The organism is Amycolatopsis jejuensis, assembly GCF_000717335.1.
In the GTDB taxonomy this organism is placed as follows: domain Bacteria; phylum Actinomycetota; class Actinomycetes; order Mycobacteriales; family Pseudonocardiaceae; genus Amycolatopsis; species Amycolatopsis jejuensis.
This window is the reverse complement of record NZ_JNYZ01000019.1, coordinates 26,507-44,579: the sequence shown is the minus strand read 5'-3', so window position 1 is coordinate 44,579 and position 18,073 is coordinate 26,507. Positions and strand designations below refer to the sequence as shown.

The 18,073-nt window shown below is 71.5% G+C and carries 15 protein-coding genes; 12 read left to right on the top strand and 3 right to left on the bottom strand.

Annotated elements, in window-relative coordinates:
- Window positions 1–630: 630 nt before the first annotated feature.
- Window positions 631–1,035, top strand: a complete 405-nt coding sequence (locus tag OO71_RS25140) for a DUF3040 domain-containing protein (protein WP_033292357.1) — start codon at window positions 631–633, stop codon at window positions 1,033–1,035.
- Window positions 1,036–1,695: 660 nt separating this feature from the next.
- Here OO71_RS25140 and OO71_RS25135 read toward each other — a convergent pair.
- From OO71_RS25135 to OO71_RS25125, 3 genes are read right to left on the bottom strand one after another with little or no spacing between them, the layout of a single operon-like run.
- On the bottom strand, window positions 1,696–4,248 hold the full coding sequence (locus tag OO71_RS25135) for a transglutaminase TgpA family protein (protein WP_033292356.1): 2,553 nt from the start codon (window positions 4,246–4,248) through the stop codon (window positions 1,696–1,698).
- Window positions 4,249–4,294: 46 nt separating this feature from the next.
- Window positions 4,295–5,566: a DUF58 domain-containing protein gene (locus tag OO71_RS25130; protein WP_033292355.1), complete on the bottom strand. Its 1,272-nt coding sequence runs from the start codon at window positions 5,564–5,566 to the stop codon at window positions 4,295–4,297.
- A gap of 31 nt (window positions 5,567–5,597) precedes the next feature.
- Complete coding sequence (locus OO71_RS25125) at window positions 5,598–6,668, bottom strand: AAA family ATPase (RefSeq protein ID WP_033292354.1); 1,071 nt, start codon at window positions 6,666–6,668, stop codon at window positions 5,598–5,600.
- Window positions 6,669–6,928: 260 nt separating this feature from the next.
- On the opposite strand from OO71_RS25125, the gene OO71_RS25120 reads away from it, so the two are divergent.
- The 11 genes from OO71_RS25120 to mraY all read left to right on the top strand — a co-directional run bounded on the left by OO71_RS25120 (window position 6,929) and on the right by mraY (window position 18,069).
- Complete coding sequence (locus OO71_RS25120; RefSeq protein WP_033292353.1) at window positions 6,929–7,294, top strand: hypothetical protein; 366 nt, start codon at window positions 6,929–6,931, stop codon at window positions 7,292–7,294.
- Window positions 7,287–7,781: a DUF3558 family protein gene (locus tag OO71_RS25115; protein ID WP_084145264.1), complete on the top strand. Its 495-nt coding sequence runs from the start codon at window positions 7,287–7,289 to the stop codon at window positions 7,779–7,781. Before OO71_RS25120 ends, OO71_RS25115 begins: the two co-directional genes overlap by 8 nt.
- Window positions 7,782–7,803: 22 nt before the next feature.
- Window positions 7,804–8,376 (top strand): PE-PGRS family protein, encoded by a 573-nt coding sequence (locus OO71_RS25110; RefSeq protein WP_033292352.1) that lies wholly within the window; start codon window positions 7,804–7,806, stop codon window positions 8,374–8,376.
- A complete protein-coding gene (locus OO71_RS25105) occupies window positions 8,373–9,050 on the top strand; it encodes an ESX secretion-associated protein EspG (RefSeq protein ID WP_033292351.1) in 678 nt (225 codons plus the stop codon). Before OO71_RS25110 ends, OO71_RS25105 begins: the two co-directional genes overlap by 4 nt.
- A 398-nt stretch (window positions 9,051–9,448) precedes the next feature.
- Window positions 9,449–9,880: a division/cell wall cluster transcriptional repressor MraZ gene (mraZ, locus tag OO71_RS25100; protein WP_033292350.1), complete on the top strand. Its 432-nt coding sequence runs from the start codon at window positions 9,449–9,451 to the stop codon at window positions 9,878–9,880.
- Between the two features lie 190 nt (window positions 9,881–10,070).
- Window positions 10,071–11,027: a 16S rRNA (cytosine(1402)-N(4))-methyltransferase RsmH gene (gene rsmH / locus OO71_RS25095; RefSeq protein WP_033292349.1), complete on the top strand. Its 957-nt coding sequence runs from the start codon at window positions 10,071–10,073 to the stop codon at window positions 11,025–11,027.
- A complete protein-coding gene (gene ftsL, locus OO71_RS25090; protein ID WP_033292348.1) occupies window positions 11,024–11,680 on the top strand; it encodes a cell division protein FtsL in 657 nt (218 codons plus the stop codon). Before rsmH ends, ftsL begins: the two co-directional genes overlap by 4 nt.
- A complete protein-coding gene (locus OO71_RS25085) occupies window positions 11,680–13,587 on the top strand; it encodes a peptidoglycan D,D-transpeptidase FtsI family protein (RefSeq protein ID WP_033292347.1) in 1,908 nt (635 codons plus the stop codon). The genes ftsL and OO71_RS25085 overlap by 1 nt, the downstream gene beginning before the upstream one ends.
- Before the next feature lie 356 nt (window positions 13,588–13,943).
- Window positions 13,944–15,488, top strand: a complete 1,545-nt coding sequence (locus OO71_RS25080; protein WP_156096534.1) for a UDP-N-acetylmuramoyl-L-alanyl-D-glutamate--2,6-diaminopimelate ligase — start codon at window positions 13,944–13,946, stop codon at window positions 15,486–15,488.
- Window positions 15,485–16,990 carry a UDP-N-acetylmuramoyl-tripeptide--D-alanyl-D-alanine ligase gene (locus OO71_RS25075; protein WP_033292346.1) on the top strand — a complete coding sequence of 502 codons (1,506 nt, stop codon included), beginning with the start codon at window positions 15,485–15,487 and terminating at the stop codon, window positions 16,988–16,990. The genes OO71_RS25080 and OO71_RS25075 overlap by 4 nt, the downstream gene beginning before the upstream one ends.
- A complete protein-coding gene (mraY, locus tag OO71_RS25070; protein ID WP_033292345.1) occupies window positions 16,987–18,069 on the top strand; it encodes a phospho-N-acetylmuramoyl-pentapeptide-transferase in 1,083 nt (360 codons plus the stop codon). The genes OO71_RS25075 and mraY overlap by 4 nt, the downstream gene beginning before the upstream one ends.
- The last annotated feature ends 4 nt before the right edge of the window (window positions 18,070–18,073 follow it).

Here is an 18,073-nt window from a genome sequence, read left to right as displayed (position 1 = left end):
CGCGTGAGTGCAGCGGTACCGGGCTGCCGTGGCTCATCCGGTGCGAGGTCGGGGTGCGGTAAGTCGTCGAGCGGAGGCGGGCGATGCGCATCGCCGCGGTGTTCGTGGTCGGGGTTTGCCGGGATCGCCGGCAGGTGGTCAATTCGTGACCGAGGGGACCTTTCGCGCCGGTGCCGATCGGGTTCGGTTTTCCGGATCGTGGTTGCGCTGAGTCACTTTTGTCCGCGCCTGGCAGGGCGTGGGTGATTGCCGGACTTCGACGTGATGACGTGAGATCGTGGCGGGTGGTATCGATCGGCGGAAGATCGGGCCGGAATCGTCGTCAGGTCGTCGGGAAAGCAGTGCAGAGGCGGGTGCTCTCCGTGACGAGGGACCCCGCCCGGGGGAGGCCGGTCGGGCGGCTACCGGTCTTGAACTGGGCTGATGGGGGTGACTTCGGTCGCGGTGACCCACTGTCAACCCCCTTCTGCCGGGATTTCCCCCGAATCGATCATTTCCGGATCGGGGATCGGGTAGTCGGACGCGCGCGGGGCTCGTATCCTGGACAGTGCCACCCCGCCTGGGGTTGGCTGTTGGGTCCAGGACGTTGCGCGGCCCGGCGCCCGCGACAGCTGTGCCGGAGGAGGAAAGATGCCACTCTCCGAGCATGAGCAGCGGCTGCTCGACCAGATCGAGCGCGAGCTCTATGCCGAGGACCCCAAGTTCGCATCCACGGTGCGTGGCACCCGGTTGCGCCGTCCCGCGCGCCGTCGGCGCATCCAGGGGATCGCCCTGTTCGTGGTGGGCGTTGCGCTGCTGGTGCTCGGTGTCGTGCTACCCGTGCTGCGGGTCGCCGACATCCCGGTGGTCAGCGTGCTCGGGTTCCTCGTGATGTTCTTCGGGGTCATGATGGCCGTGACGTCGCTCCGTCAGAGCGACAGCGGCTCCAGCTCCCACGACGACGGTGGCGGCGGAGGTGGCAAGCAGCCCGGTCGCAAGAGCTCGTTCACGCAGCGGATGGAAGAACGGTTCCGCCAGCGCTTCGAAGGGCAGTAGCGGCACGCCCGGATCCGCGCTTCGCCCGCTGGGTGGAGCGCGGATTTCTCGTGGGCGGCCTGCGCGCACCGATTAGCGGGACACAGATCATGGGTGGGCGGTGGGCCGCGCGGGAGGACTCCGCTTGCGTTGAGCTGTGGCGGCCGCGCGGTTCCGGCGGACCGGTTGGCGGTGACGCGGCGGAAGATCGGCTCCGGTACGAGGCGGCGACGCGCGATCGGCTTCCGGTGGCGAGCTGCGGATGGTCGGGTGTCCGGAGACGCGCGGTGCGCGATTGGCCTCCGGTGGGCGCGTTGTGGATGGTCGGGTGTCCGGCGACGCGTGCGGGGAAGATCTGCTTCCGGTGACCGGCATCGTCTCGGGCGGTGTGGTGGCGTTTCGGGCTGGTGGCGACGGAAGCTGGTTTCGGCTGGGACTGCGCGCACAGGCAGGGCTGGCGTCCCTGGCGGGAGCCTGCCGGGGACCGTGAGGTGAGGGACCTGCCGCGGTGGGGAGTGTCCGTCCGGCGAGCGCGGTTCGGAGGACGGGTCAGCCTTCGAGTCGGCGCAGTTCGGCGGTACAGGCGACCTGGCGCGGCGAAGGCAGCTACGGCAGACCCTGGCCGGACGCGAGGGCGGACCGGCAGGGCACAACCCAAACCCCGCAACCCCGCCACCAGGACTACCGGCGTCGGCGTAACACCGATCGTGGGAAGAGCCTTCCCCGGAACGACAGCGGTGCCGTACGGCGCAAGCTCTCCCGCAAGCGCCCGAACGCGGGCTCCAGCGTCGGGTCCGGCGTGGTCTCCTCGCCGTACCAGTCGCGTTCCACGGCGCTCAACACCACCCGCAGGCTTTCCCGCCCCGAGTCGTCCAGGTGGTGCCGTTCGGCGATTTTCCCGCCTGCCACGCGGATTGTGTCGCTGTCGGCGATCGGCAGGTCGCGGTCGGTGCATTCGGCTTTCAGCTCACGCCACGCGGCGTCTGCGGCGCCGGGGGAGTGGGTCGCGATCGTGTGCAGGTGGCGGCGGCGCATGAGGTCCCGGAGGGCGGCCGGGCCGCCCGCCACTATCAGCACCAGCACCACGAACACCGCGAACCACCAGGACACCATCCCCGCCAGGAAGCCGAGCGCGGCCACCAGCAGCACCGCTCCGGTGAGCGGCAGCCACAGCACCGCCAGCCGCAGCGGGGACTGCTGGGCTACCGGGGTGCGGACGAGCAGGTCGCCGTCGGGGGGGACGCCGGACATCGGCACCGGACCGGCGGGGGCCGGGCGGCGGCGGAGGACGTACGACGTCACCACGGCAGCTCCGCCAAGGGCGGCCAGGGTCAGGGCCAGCCAGACCAGCCAGCTGTCGTCCGGGGTGGTGTCTGCGGGAGTGGCCGGCGTGGCCTGGTCCTGGCTCTTGTCGACCGAACCGCCTGCGGACGGGGTGGTCGTGCGCGGGGCGGTCGGCAGGTCGTCGGCCGAGTTGGGCTGTTGCGGGTTCTGGCTGTTCTGCTGCAGGTACGGCGGGACGATGCCGCGGCCGTCCGCGAGCGGCGTCGGGTCGAACGTGACCCAGCCCTTGTCCCCGAAGTACGCCTCGACCCACGCGTGTGCGTCCTGCGAGCTGATCGACTGGTAGTCGCCCTTCCGCACGCCCGGGGTGAACCCGATCGCGACCCGCGCCGGGATGTGTGCGACCCGCAGCATCACGGCCATCGCCGACGCGTATTGCTCGCAGTAGCCCCGTTTTCCCTTGAGGATGAAGTCGGCGAGCGCGTCGGAGTCGGTGGCGGCGGCGGTCTTCGTGTCGTACACGAAACCGTTCTGCGCACTGAAGAACTGCCACAGCGCCGAGGCCCGGTCGAAGTTGTTCGTCTTGCCCGCGATGAGCTGCTCGGTCTTCGCGACCACGCGCGGGTCGACCCGGTCGATCCGAGAGTACGACGCGGGTACTTCATCCGATTTCGGTGCGACGTTCCGCAGTTCCGCGGCCGTCGGCTCCTTCAGCGACGCGGTTTCCACATAGGGCGGCGCCGGTTCGCTCGACGTGGTGAAGACCGAACCGCTCACCCGGTCGTACAGCCATTGCGGCGGGACCCCTTGCAGCGAACGGGGAGCACCGTAGATCGGCAGCCAGTTGTCGACCCAGCGGGTGGGCTGGATCTGGATCTGCCGCGACACCCCGGTCCCGTCGTCGCCGGGCGCGGCGGGCAGCGTGCTGTTCGCGAGCACGCCGGACTGCGCCTGTCCGCCCGCGCGCAGGCCCCAGCCCTTGTTCGGCGTGTACGTGTCGAGGGTGAACGCGCGCAGCATCCGCCGGTCCGAACCGAGGCCGCGGACCTGGAACAGCTCGGTGTTCTGGCCCTGGTCGAGCAGGCCGCGCAGCTGCGTGAACGGCGCGATGCCGAACCCGCCGGTCCCGTCGCCGCTGCCGCCGGGCCCCGAGCCGAACGGGATCTTGCCGACCGTGCCGACCCACGTGATCCCGCCGCCGAGCAGGCCCAGCACGATCGCCGCGCTCACCACCGCGACCGGCGCCTGGACGAGCTGCGCGGTGCCGCCCGACCCGGGTGCGTCGCGGTTGCGCCAGCGGCGGTGCCGGTGGTTGCCGTCGAGCACGAGCAGGCCCGCGAAGGCCGCCGCGCCGAGCAGGAACGTCCACCAGGGCAGCACTTCGTCCGACAGCGCCGCCGGCACCGCGTACACGCACAGCAGCACCAGCCCGGTGGCCGCCGGTGCCGCAGCAGCCACGGCGAGCGTGTCGACGAGCACCGCGACCAGCCCGATCGCGATCGTGACCAGGCACAGGATCGGCTGCGTGCTGTCCACCGGCGCAAGGCCGACCCGGATCTGGTCGGCCGCCGCGGCGAGCGTGGCCTGCAGTTCGCCGAACGCCGTCGGGCCGGGGAAGATCTTGAGCACGCCCTGCGTCGTGAACGCCCCGGTGATCAGGAACAGCAGCACGAACAGCTGCCCGAACCCGGCGACGACGGTCGGTGCGCGCAGTGACCGCAGCGCGAGCCCGGTGGCCGCGACCAGCACCACCGCGACGATCAGGTACCCGAACCAGGCCCAGCCGGAGACGACGCTGGTGAGCGACGTGGCCGCGCACAGCGTCGCGACCCCGGCGGCCAGCGGCGGCAGCAGGCTGCTGCGCCACGCGGGCGGCGGGTCCGACGGCTGTGGCGTGGGCGTGTGCGGAATCGGCGGCGCGACCGGCGGCCGGGGAGCGGTGGTGGTCATCGCGGACCCCCGGCCCCGGGTCCGTCTCCCCATCGCGTGACCCGGTTCATCGCGTGCCGCCGATCACCGTGGAGCGGTTGGTACCGGTTCGGCAGAGCTGACCCCACACCTGGGGCATCGGCGTCTGCGGACCGGCCACCACGACGCCCCATCCGGCACCGCGGAGCAGACCTGCCGAATCCTCCGTCGCGGCCGCCAGATGACCGGGGGAAGCGGAGCCCGCCCAGCTCGGCGTGTCCAGCAGGACCGCGAGGCTGCGGATTCCCCGCGGCCGGTAGCGCGTCAGCTCGTGCACCGACTCCGCGCTCACCGTGCCCAGGATCGCGATCAGTTCCTGTCCTTCCGCCGGATCGTGGCCGAGCGTGATGTCGCGCTGGTGCGCCGGTTGCAGCGCGGCCAGCGCGTCGAGCACGACGTTGTCGTAACCCTCTCCGGCGTCGCCCGGGGTGTCGGCCAGCGCGACTGCGTGCTCGGTGACCAGCCGGACGCGGTGCCCGGTGCGGCGCAGGTGCAGCGCCACCGACGCGGCGAACGACACCGCCCACTCGAGGCTCGCGGCCGGTCCGCTGCCGTGGTGCGCGGCCGCGCGATGGTCGAGCAGGACCGTGGTACCGCCTCGCCACGGGCGTTCTTCCACGCGCACCATGATCTCGTCGCGGCGCGCCGTGGAGCGCCAGTGCACCTTCCGCATGTCGTCGCCGGTGCGGTAATGCCGCACGATCACGTCCGGCTCACCCTGCCCGGCGTGCAGCCGGATGCTCCCGTCGTCCCCCGCGCCGACGCCCGCGCCGCCCGGCAGGTCCCACAGCGGCACCACGCGCGGGACGACCACCAGCCGCGAATGCCCGATCAGCTCCCGTTCGAACTCGCACAGCCCGAACGGGTCGGTGATCGTCGCGCGCAGCGGGCCGACCTGCTGGATCCCGCGCATCCCCGGCTGCAGCGGGTACCGCAGCAGCACGCGGCGGTCGTGCGGCAGCCGCTCGACCACGAACCGCGGCCGGGTGCCCAGGCCGTACGGCACGCCGTCCTCCAGCAGCACCTCGCCGCCGGGCAGCCGTCCGCTGCGCCAGAGCTCCAGGTCTGCCTCGCCGGTGGCACCGACCGACACGCGGTCCGGCCGCAGCGTCCGCGCGGCACCCAGGCGCAGCCGGGTCGCCGAGATGTAGGCGGCGACCAGCAGCGGCAGGGCGATCACGAACACCGCGACCCGCAGCAGGTCGCGTTCGTTGAGCACCAGCGAGCACACCGCGGCCGCGATCCCGGCGGCCAGTAGGCAACGGCCACGGGTGGTGAGGCCGGACAGCGCGCGCAGCATGCGGTTTCTCGAATCGGGTAGCGGGGACGCCTCAGCGGGCCGAGCCCTGGGGGACGGGAACGCGGTGCAGCACCGCGCGGACCACGTCGGTCGCCGAACGGCGGGCGGCGTGCGCCTCGGTGGTGAGCACCAGCCGGTGCGCCAGCACGGGGACCGCGACCGTGTGCAGGTCGTCGGGCACCACGTACTCGCGTCCGGACAGCGCGGCCTGCGCCCGTGCTGCCCGGACCAGGTGCAGCGTCGCCCGCGGCGACGCACCCAGCCGGATCTCCGGCACCTGCCGCGTCGCGGCTGCGATGTCGACTGCGTACCGGCGGACCTCCGGCGCCATGTGCACGGCGCGGACGGTCTCGATCAGCCGCAGCACGGTGGCCCCATCGGACACCGGCTGCAGGTCCGCGAGCGGGTTGTGCCCCGCGTGCTCGTCGACCATGGCGAGCTCGGCCTGCTGGTCGGGGTAGCCGATGGACACCCGCGCGGTGAACCGGTCGCGCTGGGCTTCCGGCAGCGCGTAGGTGCCTTCCATCTCGATCGGGTTCTGCGTGGCCAGCACCATGAACGGCGCGCCGAGCAGGTACGTGCTCGTGTCGACCGTGACCTGGTGCTCCTCCATGCACTCCAGCAGCGCGGACTGCGTTTTCGGCGAGGCCCGGTTGATCTCGTCGCCCACCACGATGTTCGCGAACACCGGGCCGGGCCGGAACTCGAACTCGCCGGTCTGCCGGTTGTAGATGGAGACGCCGGTGACGTCGCTGGGCAGCAGGTCGGGCGTGAACTGGACGCGGCTGACGGTGCAGTCGATCGACCGGGCGAGCGCCTTGGCCAGCGACGTCTTGCCGACGCCCGGCACGTCCTCCACGAGCAGGTGACCCTCGGCCAGGAGGGTCACCAGCGCGATCCGGATGACGTCCGGCTTGCCGACCAGGACTCGCTCGACGTTCGCGGCGATCCGGCGGGCCGTGTCGTGCAGCTCGTCGAGAGAGGCTCTCGGCGCGCGGTGCTCGCCTCGCCCGTCCGGGCCGCCTGCCGCCGGGTACAGCGGCTGCCCCGTCGCGTTCCCCTGCGGTCCGGCAGGGGAGGCGGACTGGATTCTCGACGTCACTCGACCTCCTGGTGGCGCATGGCTGAACGGGACCGCCGGTCGTTCGCAGCGCCCAGCCTTCCCTCCAGTGTGTCAAACCCGGGCGAGCTCGGCGGCGGAACCCCGCGATCCTCCGATGCTGACGGACGGCAATACCCATTCTGCTTCTTCCGGGTGATTATGAGGCATTTTCGGGTGCTCCCGCTGACCGTCCGCGCTGTCGTATGCTGCGTAGCGAGAACACGTGGTCAGCACGTCGTCACGGAGAGGCGCACCCGCAGATGAGCGAGGCCGAGGCGGTACGGCTGCCCGGGATCCCCGGACTGCCCGGCGGCCGGTTCTCGGTCACGCCGGAGCTGGCCACGGCCACGTACGCGAAGCTGGGTGAGCTGCAGGACGTCGTCGGCGAGATGGTGCGCGAGGCGGCCGTGCTCGGCCGGTCGGTGCCGCTGGGCGGTGGGTACGCCGGCGAGGTCGGCGTGTTCATGGCGCGGTACGGGCTCGGCGGCGACGGCTCGGCGGTCGAGCAGCTCACCGCGTTCGGCAAGGAGATCGCCGGGCTCAAGAAGCGCATCGGCCGCGCGCTGGAGCGCTACCGCGAGCAGGACGGCGAGGCCGCCGAGGGAGTGGACTGCACTGGTGGCTGACCGCGCCGCGCTTCTGCTTCTCTGCGCCGTCGTGCTGTCCGCCTGCGGCCGGGCGCCTGCCGCACCGCACGCGGCTCCGGCTCCTGCTCCGTCCACGCCTTCGCTGGCCGCGCTCGACCCGTGCACACTGCTGTCGCCCCAGGACCGTTCCACCGCCGGGATCAGCACGGTGGGCAAGGCGAAGACGATCGGCGAGGCGCGCGCGTGCGACTGGACGGTGCCGTCCACCTTCGGCCTCACGATCACGCTCGACGAGACCAATGCGCTGGCCAACCTCGACGTCTCCGAGGGCAAGCGCACGAAGAAGGACGTCGGCGCGCATCAGGCGGTGCAGGTGTCCGGCCGGGGCACGTGCGCGGTGCTGCTCGACATTCGCGGGAAGTCGAGTGTGCAGGTGGACGTCAGCAATGCGAGTTTCACCGACACCACGCTCGCCTGCTCACGGGCGTCGGCGGTGGCCGGGCTGGTCGAACCGAAGCTGCCGTGAACCTCGTGCGAGGAGGACTGTCGTGACCGATTCCCCGGCCGCTCCCGAGCCGACGGCGCGCTACGAAGCGTTGAGTCACGCCGCGCTCGCCGCACTGGCGCTGGACGGCAACGACCCGGCTGCGGCAGGCCAGTCGGGTGCGCAGTGGGCGGAGTTGTCGCGGCGGCTGCGGGAGTCGATCGGCGGGCTCGTCGCGCTGTCGACCGGCAGCGAGGAGACCTGGCAAGGCGGATCCGGCGACGCGATGCGGGCGCTGCTCGGGAAGGCGGCCGGCTGGCTGGCCGAGACGTCGTCGGTGTCGGCGGCGGTCGGGGAGGCCGTCGGCGGGCAGGCCGAGGTCGCCGCGCGGGCGCGGGCGGACATGCCGGCGCCGGTCGGCTTCGACCCGGCGGCGATGATCCGCTCCGCCGCGGCGAGCGGGAACCTGGCGGAGCTGGCCGGGCTGTCGTTCACCATGGACGCGCGCCGCGCCGAAGCCGATGCGGCCCGGCAGAAGGCGATCGACGTCCTGCGCACCCGCGACACCGCCCTGCGCGGGCTCGTGCCGGGCCACGAGTTCCCGGCGGTCCCGGCCCTCGGCGCGGAGCCGGCTTGATCCGGCTGTCGGCGTCGGCGTTCGACATCGTCTGGGCCGACCTCGGCCTCGACCGCCCGCCGGTGCCGCTTTCGGTACCCAGCGTGGGGGAGACCGCGGCCGCCCGCGACGCGATCCGCACGGAGGTCTACCGCAACCTCGGCGAGCGGGGCCTTTTCGACGGCCGCCTCGACGCGGCACTGGAGAACCGCTTGCGGCTGCTGGCTTCCGCGGACGTGTATGTGTCGTGCGAGGCCCTTGCGGACATGACCGCCGACGAACCGTTCCGCGCCGTGGCCGCGCTGCGGGACAGGACCGCGGTGCTGGCGGTCCAGCCGTCGCGGACGATCGGCGTGAGCGGTATCGGGGAAAGCGAGCTGGCGTCGTCGATCGTGGACGTCCTGCCGGAGCTCACCCCCGGCCCCGGCTACGGCGTCCGCCTTCCCACGGAGGGCCCACCTCCGGACAGTGCGGAACTGCGGACGATCCAGTCCCGGCCGGTGTATGCGGCGGGTCAGTTCACGGTGCACACGCGTACCCGCGACGGGCGGCTTTCCCGCGTAGGCGGGCTGACCTGGTTCGACACCGACGCGGGCGCGTACTCCGCGGTCCCTTCGGCGGCCGCGGACTGGGTGACAGTGTCCCCGGTGGACGGTGCGCGGCTTTCCGAGCGGGTGCTGCAGCTGGTGCGGTGACGGAGGTCTGAAGTGGACTGTCGCACGTGGACGGCCACCCCTGCTCCCCACCCCGGCTCCCCACTGAGCCCCACCGCCACTCCCCACTGAGCCCCACCCCCGTCCCCCACCAGGCCCCACTGCGCCCGCCATCCTGGGGAAACACGGACGTTTCACGTCCCGCGAGGTTGCCCGGGACCCCGGTGCGGGGGATCTTCACCACGGTCCCCCCACCCACCCCCCACCGTCACCCACCTTCGTGACCTGCACAAACACCTGACACGACGGAGTGGCGCGCGCGGCAGACTCGTTGACTGTGGTGAAAAGTGGGGTACGGTGGTGCGCAGTGGGGCGGAAGGGAGCCCCGGGGCCGGATCCGGGTGGGGAGCCAACCGGAAATGGCAGGGAGGTGGTGGCCGGTGTTCCTCGGCACCCACACCCCGAAACTGGACGACAAAGGGCGGCTCACGCTGCCCGCGAAGTTCCGCGATGCCTTGGCCGGCGGGCTGATGGTCACCAAGGGGCAGGACCACTGTCTCTTCGTCTTCCCCCGCGCCGAGTTCGAGCAGATGGCTCGGAAGGTCGCCGAAGCCCCGTTCACGAACGAGGCGGTACGGGCCTACCAGCGCTACCTGTTCGCCGGGACGGACGAGCAACGCCCGGACGGGCAAGGGCGCATCGCCATTGCGCCGGAGCTGCGCCGCTATGCCGGGCTGAACAAGGAATGCGTGGTGATCGGCGCGATCACGCGGCTCGAGATCTGGGACGCCCAGGCGTGGCAGGGCTACCTGGACGAACACGAGGACAGCTACGCACAGGCTCGGGAGGAAGTGCTACCGGGCGTCTTCTAGGAGACGGCCGAGCGCACCTGTGTCGTCGGGGGACGCGGGTACGCCGTACCACGCGGATGCCGTGAGGCCTCTGTCCGCTCTTTGGCCCTGGCGCACCTTCCCCGGTGCCAGGTCAGCAAGCGGGCGGGCAGGGACCTGACGGCATCCGCCGCATCTCCCCCGGGAAGCACGCGCAGGAAAGGGGGAAGGGATGACGGGCGCACCCGAGCACGTTCCGGTGCTGCTGCAGCGGATCGTCGAGCTGTTCACCCCCGCGCTGGGCGACCGGGACGCCGTGCTGGTCGACGCCACCGTCGGTCTCGGCGGCCACTCCGCCGCGCTGCTCACCGCCTTTCCCCGGCTCCGCCTCGTCGGGCTGGACCGCGATCCCGCCGCGCTCGAGCGCTCCGCCGAGCGGCTCGCGCGGCACGGTGACCGCGTCGACCTCGTGCACACGGTCTACGACGGGCTCCCCGAAGCACTGTCCGGGCTGGGACTGTCGCATGTGGACGGAATCCTGTTCGACCTCGGGGTCTCGTCGATGCAGCTGGACCGCACCGAACGCGGGTTCGCCTACGCCCACGACGCGCCGCTCGACATGCGGATGGACCCGACGACCGGGTTCACCGCGGCCGACGTGCTCAACACCTACGCGCCCGGCGAGCTGATCCGGATCCTGCGTGACTACGGCGAGGAACGCTTCGCGCAGCGGATCGTGCGGGCTGTGGTGGCGGAACGGGAGAAGGAGCCGTTCACTCGCAGCGGGCGCCTGGTCGAACTGCTCTACAGCGCGGTGCCGGCGGCGAGCCGGCGCACCGGCGGGCATCCGGCGAAGCGCACGTTCCAGGCGTTGCGGATCGAGGTCAACGGCGAGCTGGAAGTCCTGCGCCGGGCGATGCCCGCGGCGCTGGGTGCGCTGGCGATGGACGGCCGCATCGTCGTCGAGTCGTACCAGTCCCTCGAAGACCGGCTGGTGAAGCAGGCACTCGCGGAACTGGCCAAATCCCGGACCCCGGAAGGACTTCCGGTCGAGCTGCCCGGGCACGGGCCGGAGCTGAAGCTCCTCACCCGGGGAGCGGAGAAGGCCGGAGAGGGCGAGATCGAGCACAACCCGCGCGCAGCCTCGGTACGGCTGCGGGCCGCACAACGGATCGGAGAGCCGCGATGACCGCACCCACGAAGTCCCGCCGCGCGTCGGCGTCGACCACGGTCGAGCGGGAAACGCAGAACACGATCACCCAGCCGGAGGCGCCGGTACGGAAGCGCACGACGGCTGCGGAGCGCGCGTACGCCCGGCGTGCGCAGCGTGCCGATCTGCTGCGGCAGCGTGCGCCGAAGAAGCCGACGGTCGAGCCGGAGCCGCTCGAGACCACGACAGTGCGTACGCGGCTGAAGCTGCACTGGCCGCGGTCGCGCGCGTCGTTCGTGCTGGTGATGATGGGGCTGCTTGCGATAGGTGTCGCTTCCACGCTGTGGCTCACCACGCAGGCGATCGCCGACTCGTACCGGCTCGAGAAGCTGCGTACGGAGAACGCTTCTCTCGCAGAGGCGAAGGACCGGCTGGTGCGCGAAGTCGCGAAGGCGCAGTCGCCCGCACAGCTGGCACCTGCGGCCAAAGCGCTGGGCATGGTGCCCGGCGGTGACCCGGCGCGCATCATCGTCGGCAAGGACGGCAAGACGACCGTGGTCGGCGACCCGACGCGGGCCCAGCCGCAGGAGCAGGACGTGACCGCACCGCCCGCGGGGCCGTCCGCCCCGCAGGAAGGCGGGATCGAAGGCGACCTGTCGGGTACTCCGGCGGGCACCGGGGGAGGACAGTAATGGCAGGCCGTTCGAAGGCGGCGGGGAGCGCGCGGCGCACGTACGCCGCGGGCACCCGCCGCGCGGTCGCGAAGCGGGGCAACGGGGGACAGCGCAGCCGGTTTTCCGCCGTCCGCATCATGCTCGTCGCGCTCATGGTCGTTGCTGGCGCGAAACTCGTGCAGGTGCAGTGGTTCGAGGCGCCCGCGCTGTCCGCGGCGGCCGAGCGGCAGCGTTCGCTCACCATCGACATCCCGGCGCAGCGCGGGTCCATTGTGGACCGCAACGGCGCGAAGCTCGCGTTCAGCGTGGAAACCCGCACACTGTCGGTGAATCTGCGGGCACTGCACAAAACGATGGACGAGTACGCGAAGAAGTACCCGGACAAGGGCCGGAACTTCGAAACCGAGGTCACCGGCGCGGCCAAGTACATCGCCGCGAAGGTGCCGCACCTCACCACCGAGGCCGAGCAGTCCGCGCTGCTGCACAAGCAGCAGTCGTTCACCTACCTGGTCAACGACGTCGAGCCTTCGGTGGCCGACGACATCGTGAAGAAGTACGCGTGGATCAGCGTGGAGAAGCGCGCCAAGCGCGAGTACCCGGGGGACACGCTGGCGTCGAACATCGTCGGCCTCGCGAACTGGCGGATGGACGACCCGGACGTGTCCAAGCACAACCTGCACGGCGTGCTCGGGCTCGAGCGCTCCCGTGACGAGGACCTGGCAGGCAAGCCCGGCCGCGAGATCGTGAACACCCAGAACGGCAACGACAACCTGTACCTGCCGGGCTCCGAGCACGTGCTGCAGGCCGCCGTCCCGGGGTCCGACCTCGAGCTCACCCTCGACTCCGACCTGCAGTTCGAACTGCAGCGGCAGTTGAGCGACTACGTCGCGCAGTCACACGCCAAGGGCGGCCAGGCGGTGATCATGGACGCGAAGACCGGCGAGGTCTACGCGCTCGCCGACGACCGCACCTTCAACCCCAACGACCCGTCCACGGTCAAGGACGACCTGCTCAACAACCGCCCGGTCACCACGCCGTACGAACCCGGTTCGGTGAACAAGGTCGTCACCGCCACCGCGGCCATCGACGACAAGATCGCCACGCCCGAGTCCACGCTCGAGGTGCCCGGGTCGATCAAGGTCGCCGACCGCACGGTGCACGACGCGTGGCAGCACGGCACGCAGACGTTCACCACCACCGGGGTCTTCGCGAAATCCTCCAACGTCGGCACGCTCGAGCTGGCCCAGCAGGTCGGCCCGGACCGGTATCTGGCGCTGCTGAAGAAGTTCGGCATCGGGCAGAAGACCGGGATCGGGCTGCCCGGCGAGAGCGCCGGATACGTGCCGCCGCGCGACAAGTGGTCGGCGTCCACGTTCGGCAACCTGCCGATCGGCCAGGGTCTTTCGATGACCGTGGTGCAGATGGCCGGGATGTACCAGGCGATCGCGAACGACGGGCTGCGCGTGGAACCGCGGATCGTGAAGGCGAAGAAGAACCCGGACGGCACCGTGGTGCCCGAGCCGGCCCCGAAAACCGAGCAGGTGGTGAGCCCGCAGACGGCGAAGACCGTCCGCGACATGCTGCGCTCGGTGGTGCAGAACGCGAAGAGCCCGAACACCGGCACCGCGCCGTCGGCCGCGCTGGAGGGGTACCAGATCTCCGGCAAGACCGGTACCGGCCAGCAGATCGACCCGCGTACCAAGGCGTACAGCTCGAGCCTCGCGAACATCACCTTCGCCGGCATCCTGCCCGCCGACCACCCGCGGTTCGTCGTCGGCATCCGCCTCGACGCACCGGACACCACGCTGCCCGCCGGGCATTCCGCCGGGCCGCTTTTCCACTCGATCGCGTCCTATCTGTCGCAGCGGTACCAGATCCCGCTGTCGGACGGGCCGTCGCCGGTGGTTCCGCTCGTGCTGAGCTGACCGCGGAACGCGCGCGCCGGAAGCGACCCCAATGTGGCATTGGGTGCATGTGACGCAGCGAATGTGGCATTGGGTGCGTGGGATGCAGCGAATGTGGCATTGGGTGCGTGGGATGCAGCGAATGCCACATTGGGGCGATGACGCGCGGGGTGTCCACTTGGGCTGGTGCGCGGCGGGAGAAAGGCTTGCGCCGCAATGACCTTCGCCGGACGGCATAGCACACCGCCATCGCGGGGGCGCGTTCGCCGTACCGGCTTGGGTCACCCGGATGCGGCCTCGGTAACCTCTCCGGCGTGTCCGTGTCCTCGTCCCAGCCCCAGAGCGGGCCCGCCGCCGCGTCGCTGCCGGACAGCCCGGTGAAGGCGGCCGCCGCGCCGCCGCGCCCGGACCGGATTGACCCGGTCCCGCTGGCCACCTTGCTCGCCCGCGCGGGTGCGCGGCTCATCGCCGACCGCCCCGAGGCCGCCGACCTCACCGTCACCGGCACCACGCTGCGCGCACAGCACGTGCTTCCCGGTGACCTCTTCGCCGGCTTGCCCGGCGCCCGCGCGCACGGCGCCGACTTCAGCGACCAGGCGCTCGCCGCCGGTGCCGCCGCGGTGCTCACCGATCCCGAAGGCGCCGAGCGGCCGGTGCTGCGGGACGCGCCGGTGCCGGTCCTCGTGCACCCGGACCCGCGGGCCGCGCTCGGCGAGATCGCCGCGTGGATCTACGGCGAGCCGTCGCTGAACCTGGCCGTCCTCGGCGTCACCGGCACCGCAGGCAAGACCACGACCTCGTACCTCGTCGACGCGGGCCTGCAGGCGGCCGGGCTCACCACCGGGCTGATCGGCACGGTCGAGACCCGCATCGCCGGGGAGCGCCTCGCGAGCGGGTTCACCACGCCGGAGGCACCGGACCTGCAGGCGCTGCTCGCGGTGATGCTGGAGCGCGGCGTCACGCACGTGCCGATGGAGGTGTCGAGCCACGCGCTGGCGCTCGGCCGCGTCAACGGCACGCGGTTCGCGGTGGGCGCGTTCACCAACCTGTCGCAGGACCACCTCGATTTCCACCAGGACATGGAGGAGTACTTCGCCGCCAAGTCCTTGTTGTTCGACGGACGGTCGACCACCGAGGTCGTGGTGATCGACAGCGCGTGGGGGCAGGCGCTGCTGACGCCGCAGACGGTCACCGTCTCGATCGAACCGGGCATCGAAGCGGCGTGGCGCGCGGCCGACATCGACGCGACCCCGGCCGGGGAGCAGACCTTCACCCTGCACGGCCCGGACGGCATCGTCCGCGCGGCGAAGATCCCGCTGCCGGGCACGTTCAACGTCGCCAACGCGGTGCTCGCGGCCGCGATCCTGGACAGTGCGGGGGTCGGCGCGGACGAGATCGTCGCCGGGCTCGCCGCGGTCGAGGTGCCCGGCCGGATGGAACGCGTGTTCCTCGGCCAGGAGTTCACCGCGGTGGTCGACTACGCGCACAAGCCGGCCGCGGTCGCGCAAGGGCTCGACGCGCTGCGTGCCCGTACCGACGGCCGGATCATCACCGTGCTCGGCTGCGGCGGTGACCGTGACACCGCGAAGCGCCCGATGATGGGGGAAGCCGCCGCGCGCCGCAGTGACGTGCTGATCGTGACCGACGACAACCCGCGGTCGGAGGACCCGGCCGCGATCCGCGCCGCGATGCTCGCCGGTGCCCGCGGGGTCGGACCGGCGTTGGGCGGCGAGGTACAGGAAATCGGCGACCGGCGGGAGGCGATCGCGCACGCGGTCGAGCTCGCCGGGCCGGGCGACATCGTCCTGATCGCCGGAAAGGGCCACGAAACCGGCCAGGAAGCCCAGGGGGTCGTGCATCCGTTTTCCGACCGTGACGAGCTGGAGGCGGCCATCCGCAAGCGTCTCGAGGTGACCGCGTGATCGAGCTGAGCCTCGCCGAGATCGCCGACGTCGTCGGCGGGCGGCTGCATCGCACCGACGGTGCCGCGATTGTCACCGGCAGTGTCGAGTTCCACACCGGCAAGATCGGGCCCGGCGGGTTGTTCCTCGCCCTGCCCGGCGAGAGCCTCGACGGCCATGACTTCGCCGCGCAGGCCATCGAGGCCGGTGCGGCCGGCGTACTCGCCGCCCGCGAGGTCGACGCGCCCGCGATCGTCGTCCCCCCGCTGCCGCCGGGGCAGGCGCACGAGCGGTCGGTGGCGCTCACCGGCGACACCGACGGGTCCGGCGCCGCGGTGCTGGCCGCGCTGGGCAAGCTCGCGCGCTACGTCGTCGACCGGCTGGCGTCCGGCGGGCTCACGGTCGTCGGGATCACCGGGTCGTCCGGCAAGACCTCCACCAAGGACGTCATCGCGCAGCTGCTGGAGCCGATGGGCGCCACGGTGGCGCCGCCCGGGTCGTTCAACAGCGAGCTGGGCCACCCGTGGACCGCGCTGCGGGCCGACCGGTCCACGAAGTTCCTCGTGCTGGAGATGTCCGCCCGCGGGGTCGGGCACATCGCCGACGCGGCCGCGATCGCGCCGCCGCGGATCGGGGTGGTGCTCAACGTGGGCAGCGCGCACGTCGGCGAGTTCGGCTCGCGCGAGGGCATCGCGAAAGCCAAGGGCGAACTGGTCGAGGCGCTGCCGGACACCGGTCTCGCGGTGCTGAACCTCGACGACCCGCTGGTCGCCGCCATGGCGAACCGGACGAAGGCCCGCGTCGTCGGCGTCGGGGAGTCGGCCGGTGCGCAGATCCGGGCCGCCGACATCACGATCGACGCCGAGGCCCGCGCGTCCTTCCGGCTCGTCACGCCCGAGGGCGAGGCTCCGGTCACGCTTCCGCTGTACGGCGAGCACCACGTCGGCAATGCGCTTTCCGCGGCAGCCGTCGCGCGTGAGCTGGGCGCCACCACCGAGGAGATCGCGCAGCGGCTGTCGTCGCTGCAGCAGCGTTCGGCGCGCCGGATGGAGGTCACCACCCGCGCGGACGGCGTCACGATCCTCAACGACGCCTACAACGCCAACCCCGAATCGGTGCGGGCCGGGCTCAAAGCACTGGCCTCGATGGGCCGGTCGGGCCGCCGGACCTGGGCGGTGCTCGGCGTGATGGGCGAGCTCGGCGAGGACTCGGTGACCGCGCACGACGCGATCGGCAGGCTCGCCGTCCGGCTCAACATCGAGAAGCTCGTCGTGGTCGGCCCGGAGGCGGCCGCGATGCACCAGGGCGCGTTCCAGGAGGGTTCCTGGGGCGAGGAGTCGGTGCTGGTACCCGATGTCGAAGCGGCCGTCGCCGTGCTGCATGATCAGCTCCGTCCCGGGGACGTGGTGCTGGTCAAGGCCTCCAACTTCGCCGGTCTCTGGCGGGTGGCCGATGCGCTGCTCACCGGTCCCGGGGCCGCTCCCACTCCGTCCTCCGAACGCTCGAACGGTGGTCACGCGTGATCAACATCATGATCGCGGCCGCGGCGGGTCTGCTGATCTCGATCCTGCTCACGCCCTACCTGATCCGGGTCTTCTCGCGGCAGGGCTTCGGCCAGGAGATCCGCGAGGAAGGCCCGCAGGGGCACAAGTCGAAGCGCGGCACGCCGACCATGGGCGGCGTCGCGATCATCATCGCGATGGTCGCCGGGTACTTCGTCGCGCACCTGATCACCTGGATCGGCAACTCGCGTTCGGCGGCGCCCTCGGCGTCCGGGCTGCTCGTGCTGATGCTCGCGGTCGGGCTCGGCGTGGTCGGGTTCCTCGACGACTTCATCAAGATCCGCAAGCAGCGCAACCTGGGGCTCAACAAGACCGCGAAACTGGTCGGCCAGCTCGTGGTCACCATCCTCTTCGCGGTGCTCTCGCTGCAGTTCGCCGACGAGCAGGGGCTCACCCCGGCGTCGCAGAGCCTGTCCTACGTCCGGGACCTCGCGCTCATCACGTTCCCGTCGATCGTGTTCGTGATCTTCTGCTACGTCGTCATCTCCGGCTGGTCGAACGCGGTCAACTTCACCGACGGGCTCGACGGGCTGGCCGGTGGCGCGGCGGCGATGGTGCTCGCGACGTACGTGGTGATCTCCTTCTGGCAGGCCCGGCTTTCGTGTGCGACCCAGCCGCTGCCCGCCTGCTACGACGTCCGCGACCCGCTCGACCTCGCGGTGGTCGCCGCAGCGGCCACCGGCGCGTGCGTCGGATTCCTGTGGTGGAACGCGGCCCCGGCGAAGATCTTCATGGGGGACACGGGTTCGCTCGCGCTCGGCGGTCTCGTCGCCGGGCTGTCCATGACCACGCGCACCGAACTGCTCGCCATCGTGATCGGCGGCCTGTTCATGGTCGAGATGATCTCGGTGGTCACACAGATCGCGGTGTTCCGCACGACGCGGCGCAGGCTCTTCCGGATGGCGCCGTTCCACCACCACTTCGAGCTCGCCGGGTGGGCGGAAACCACGGTGATCATCCGGTTCTGGCTGCTGTCGGCGATCTGCTGCATGTTCGGGCTCGGTCTGTTCTACAGCGAGCAGCTCGGGGTCGGGAGCTGACCGC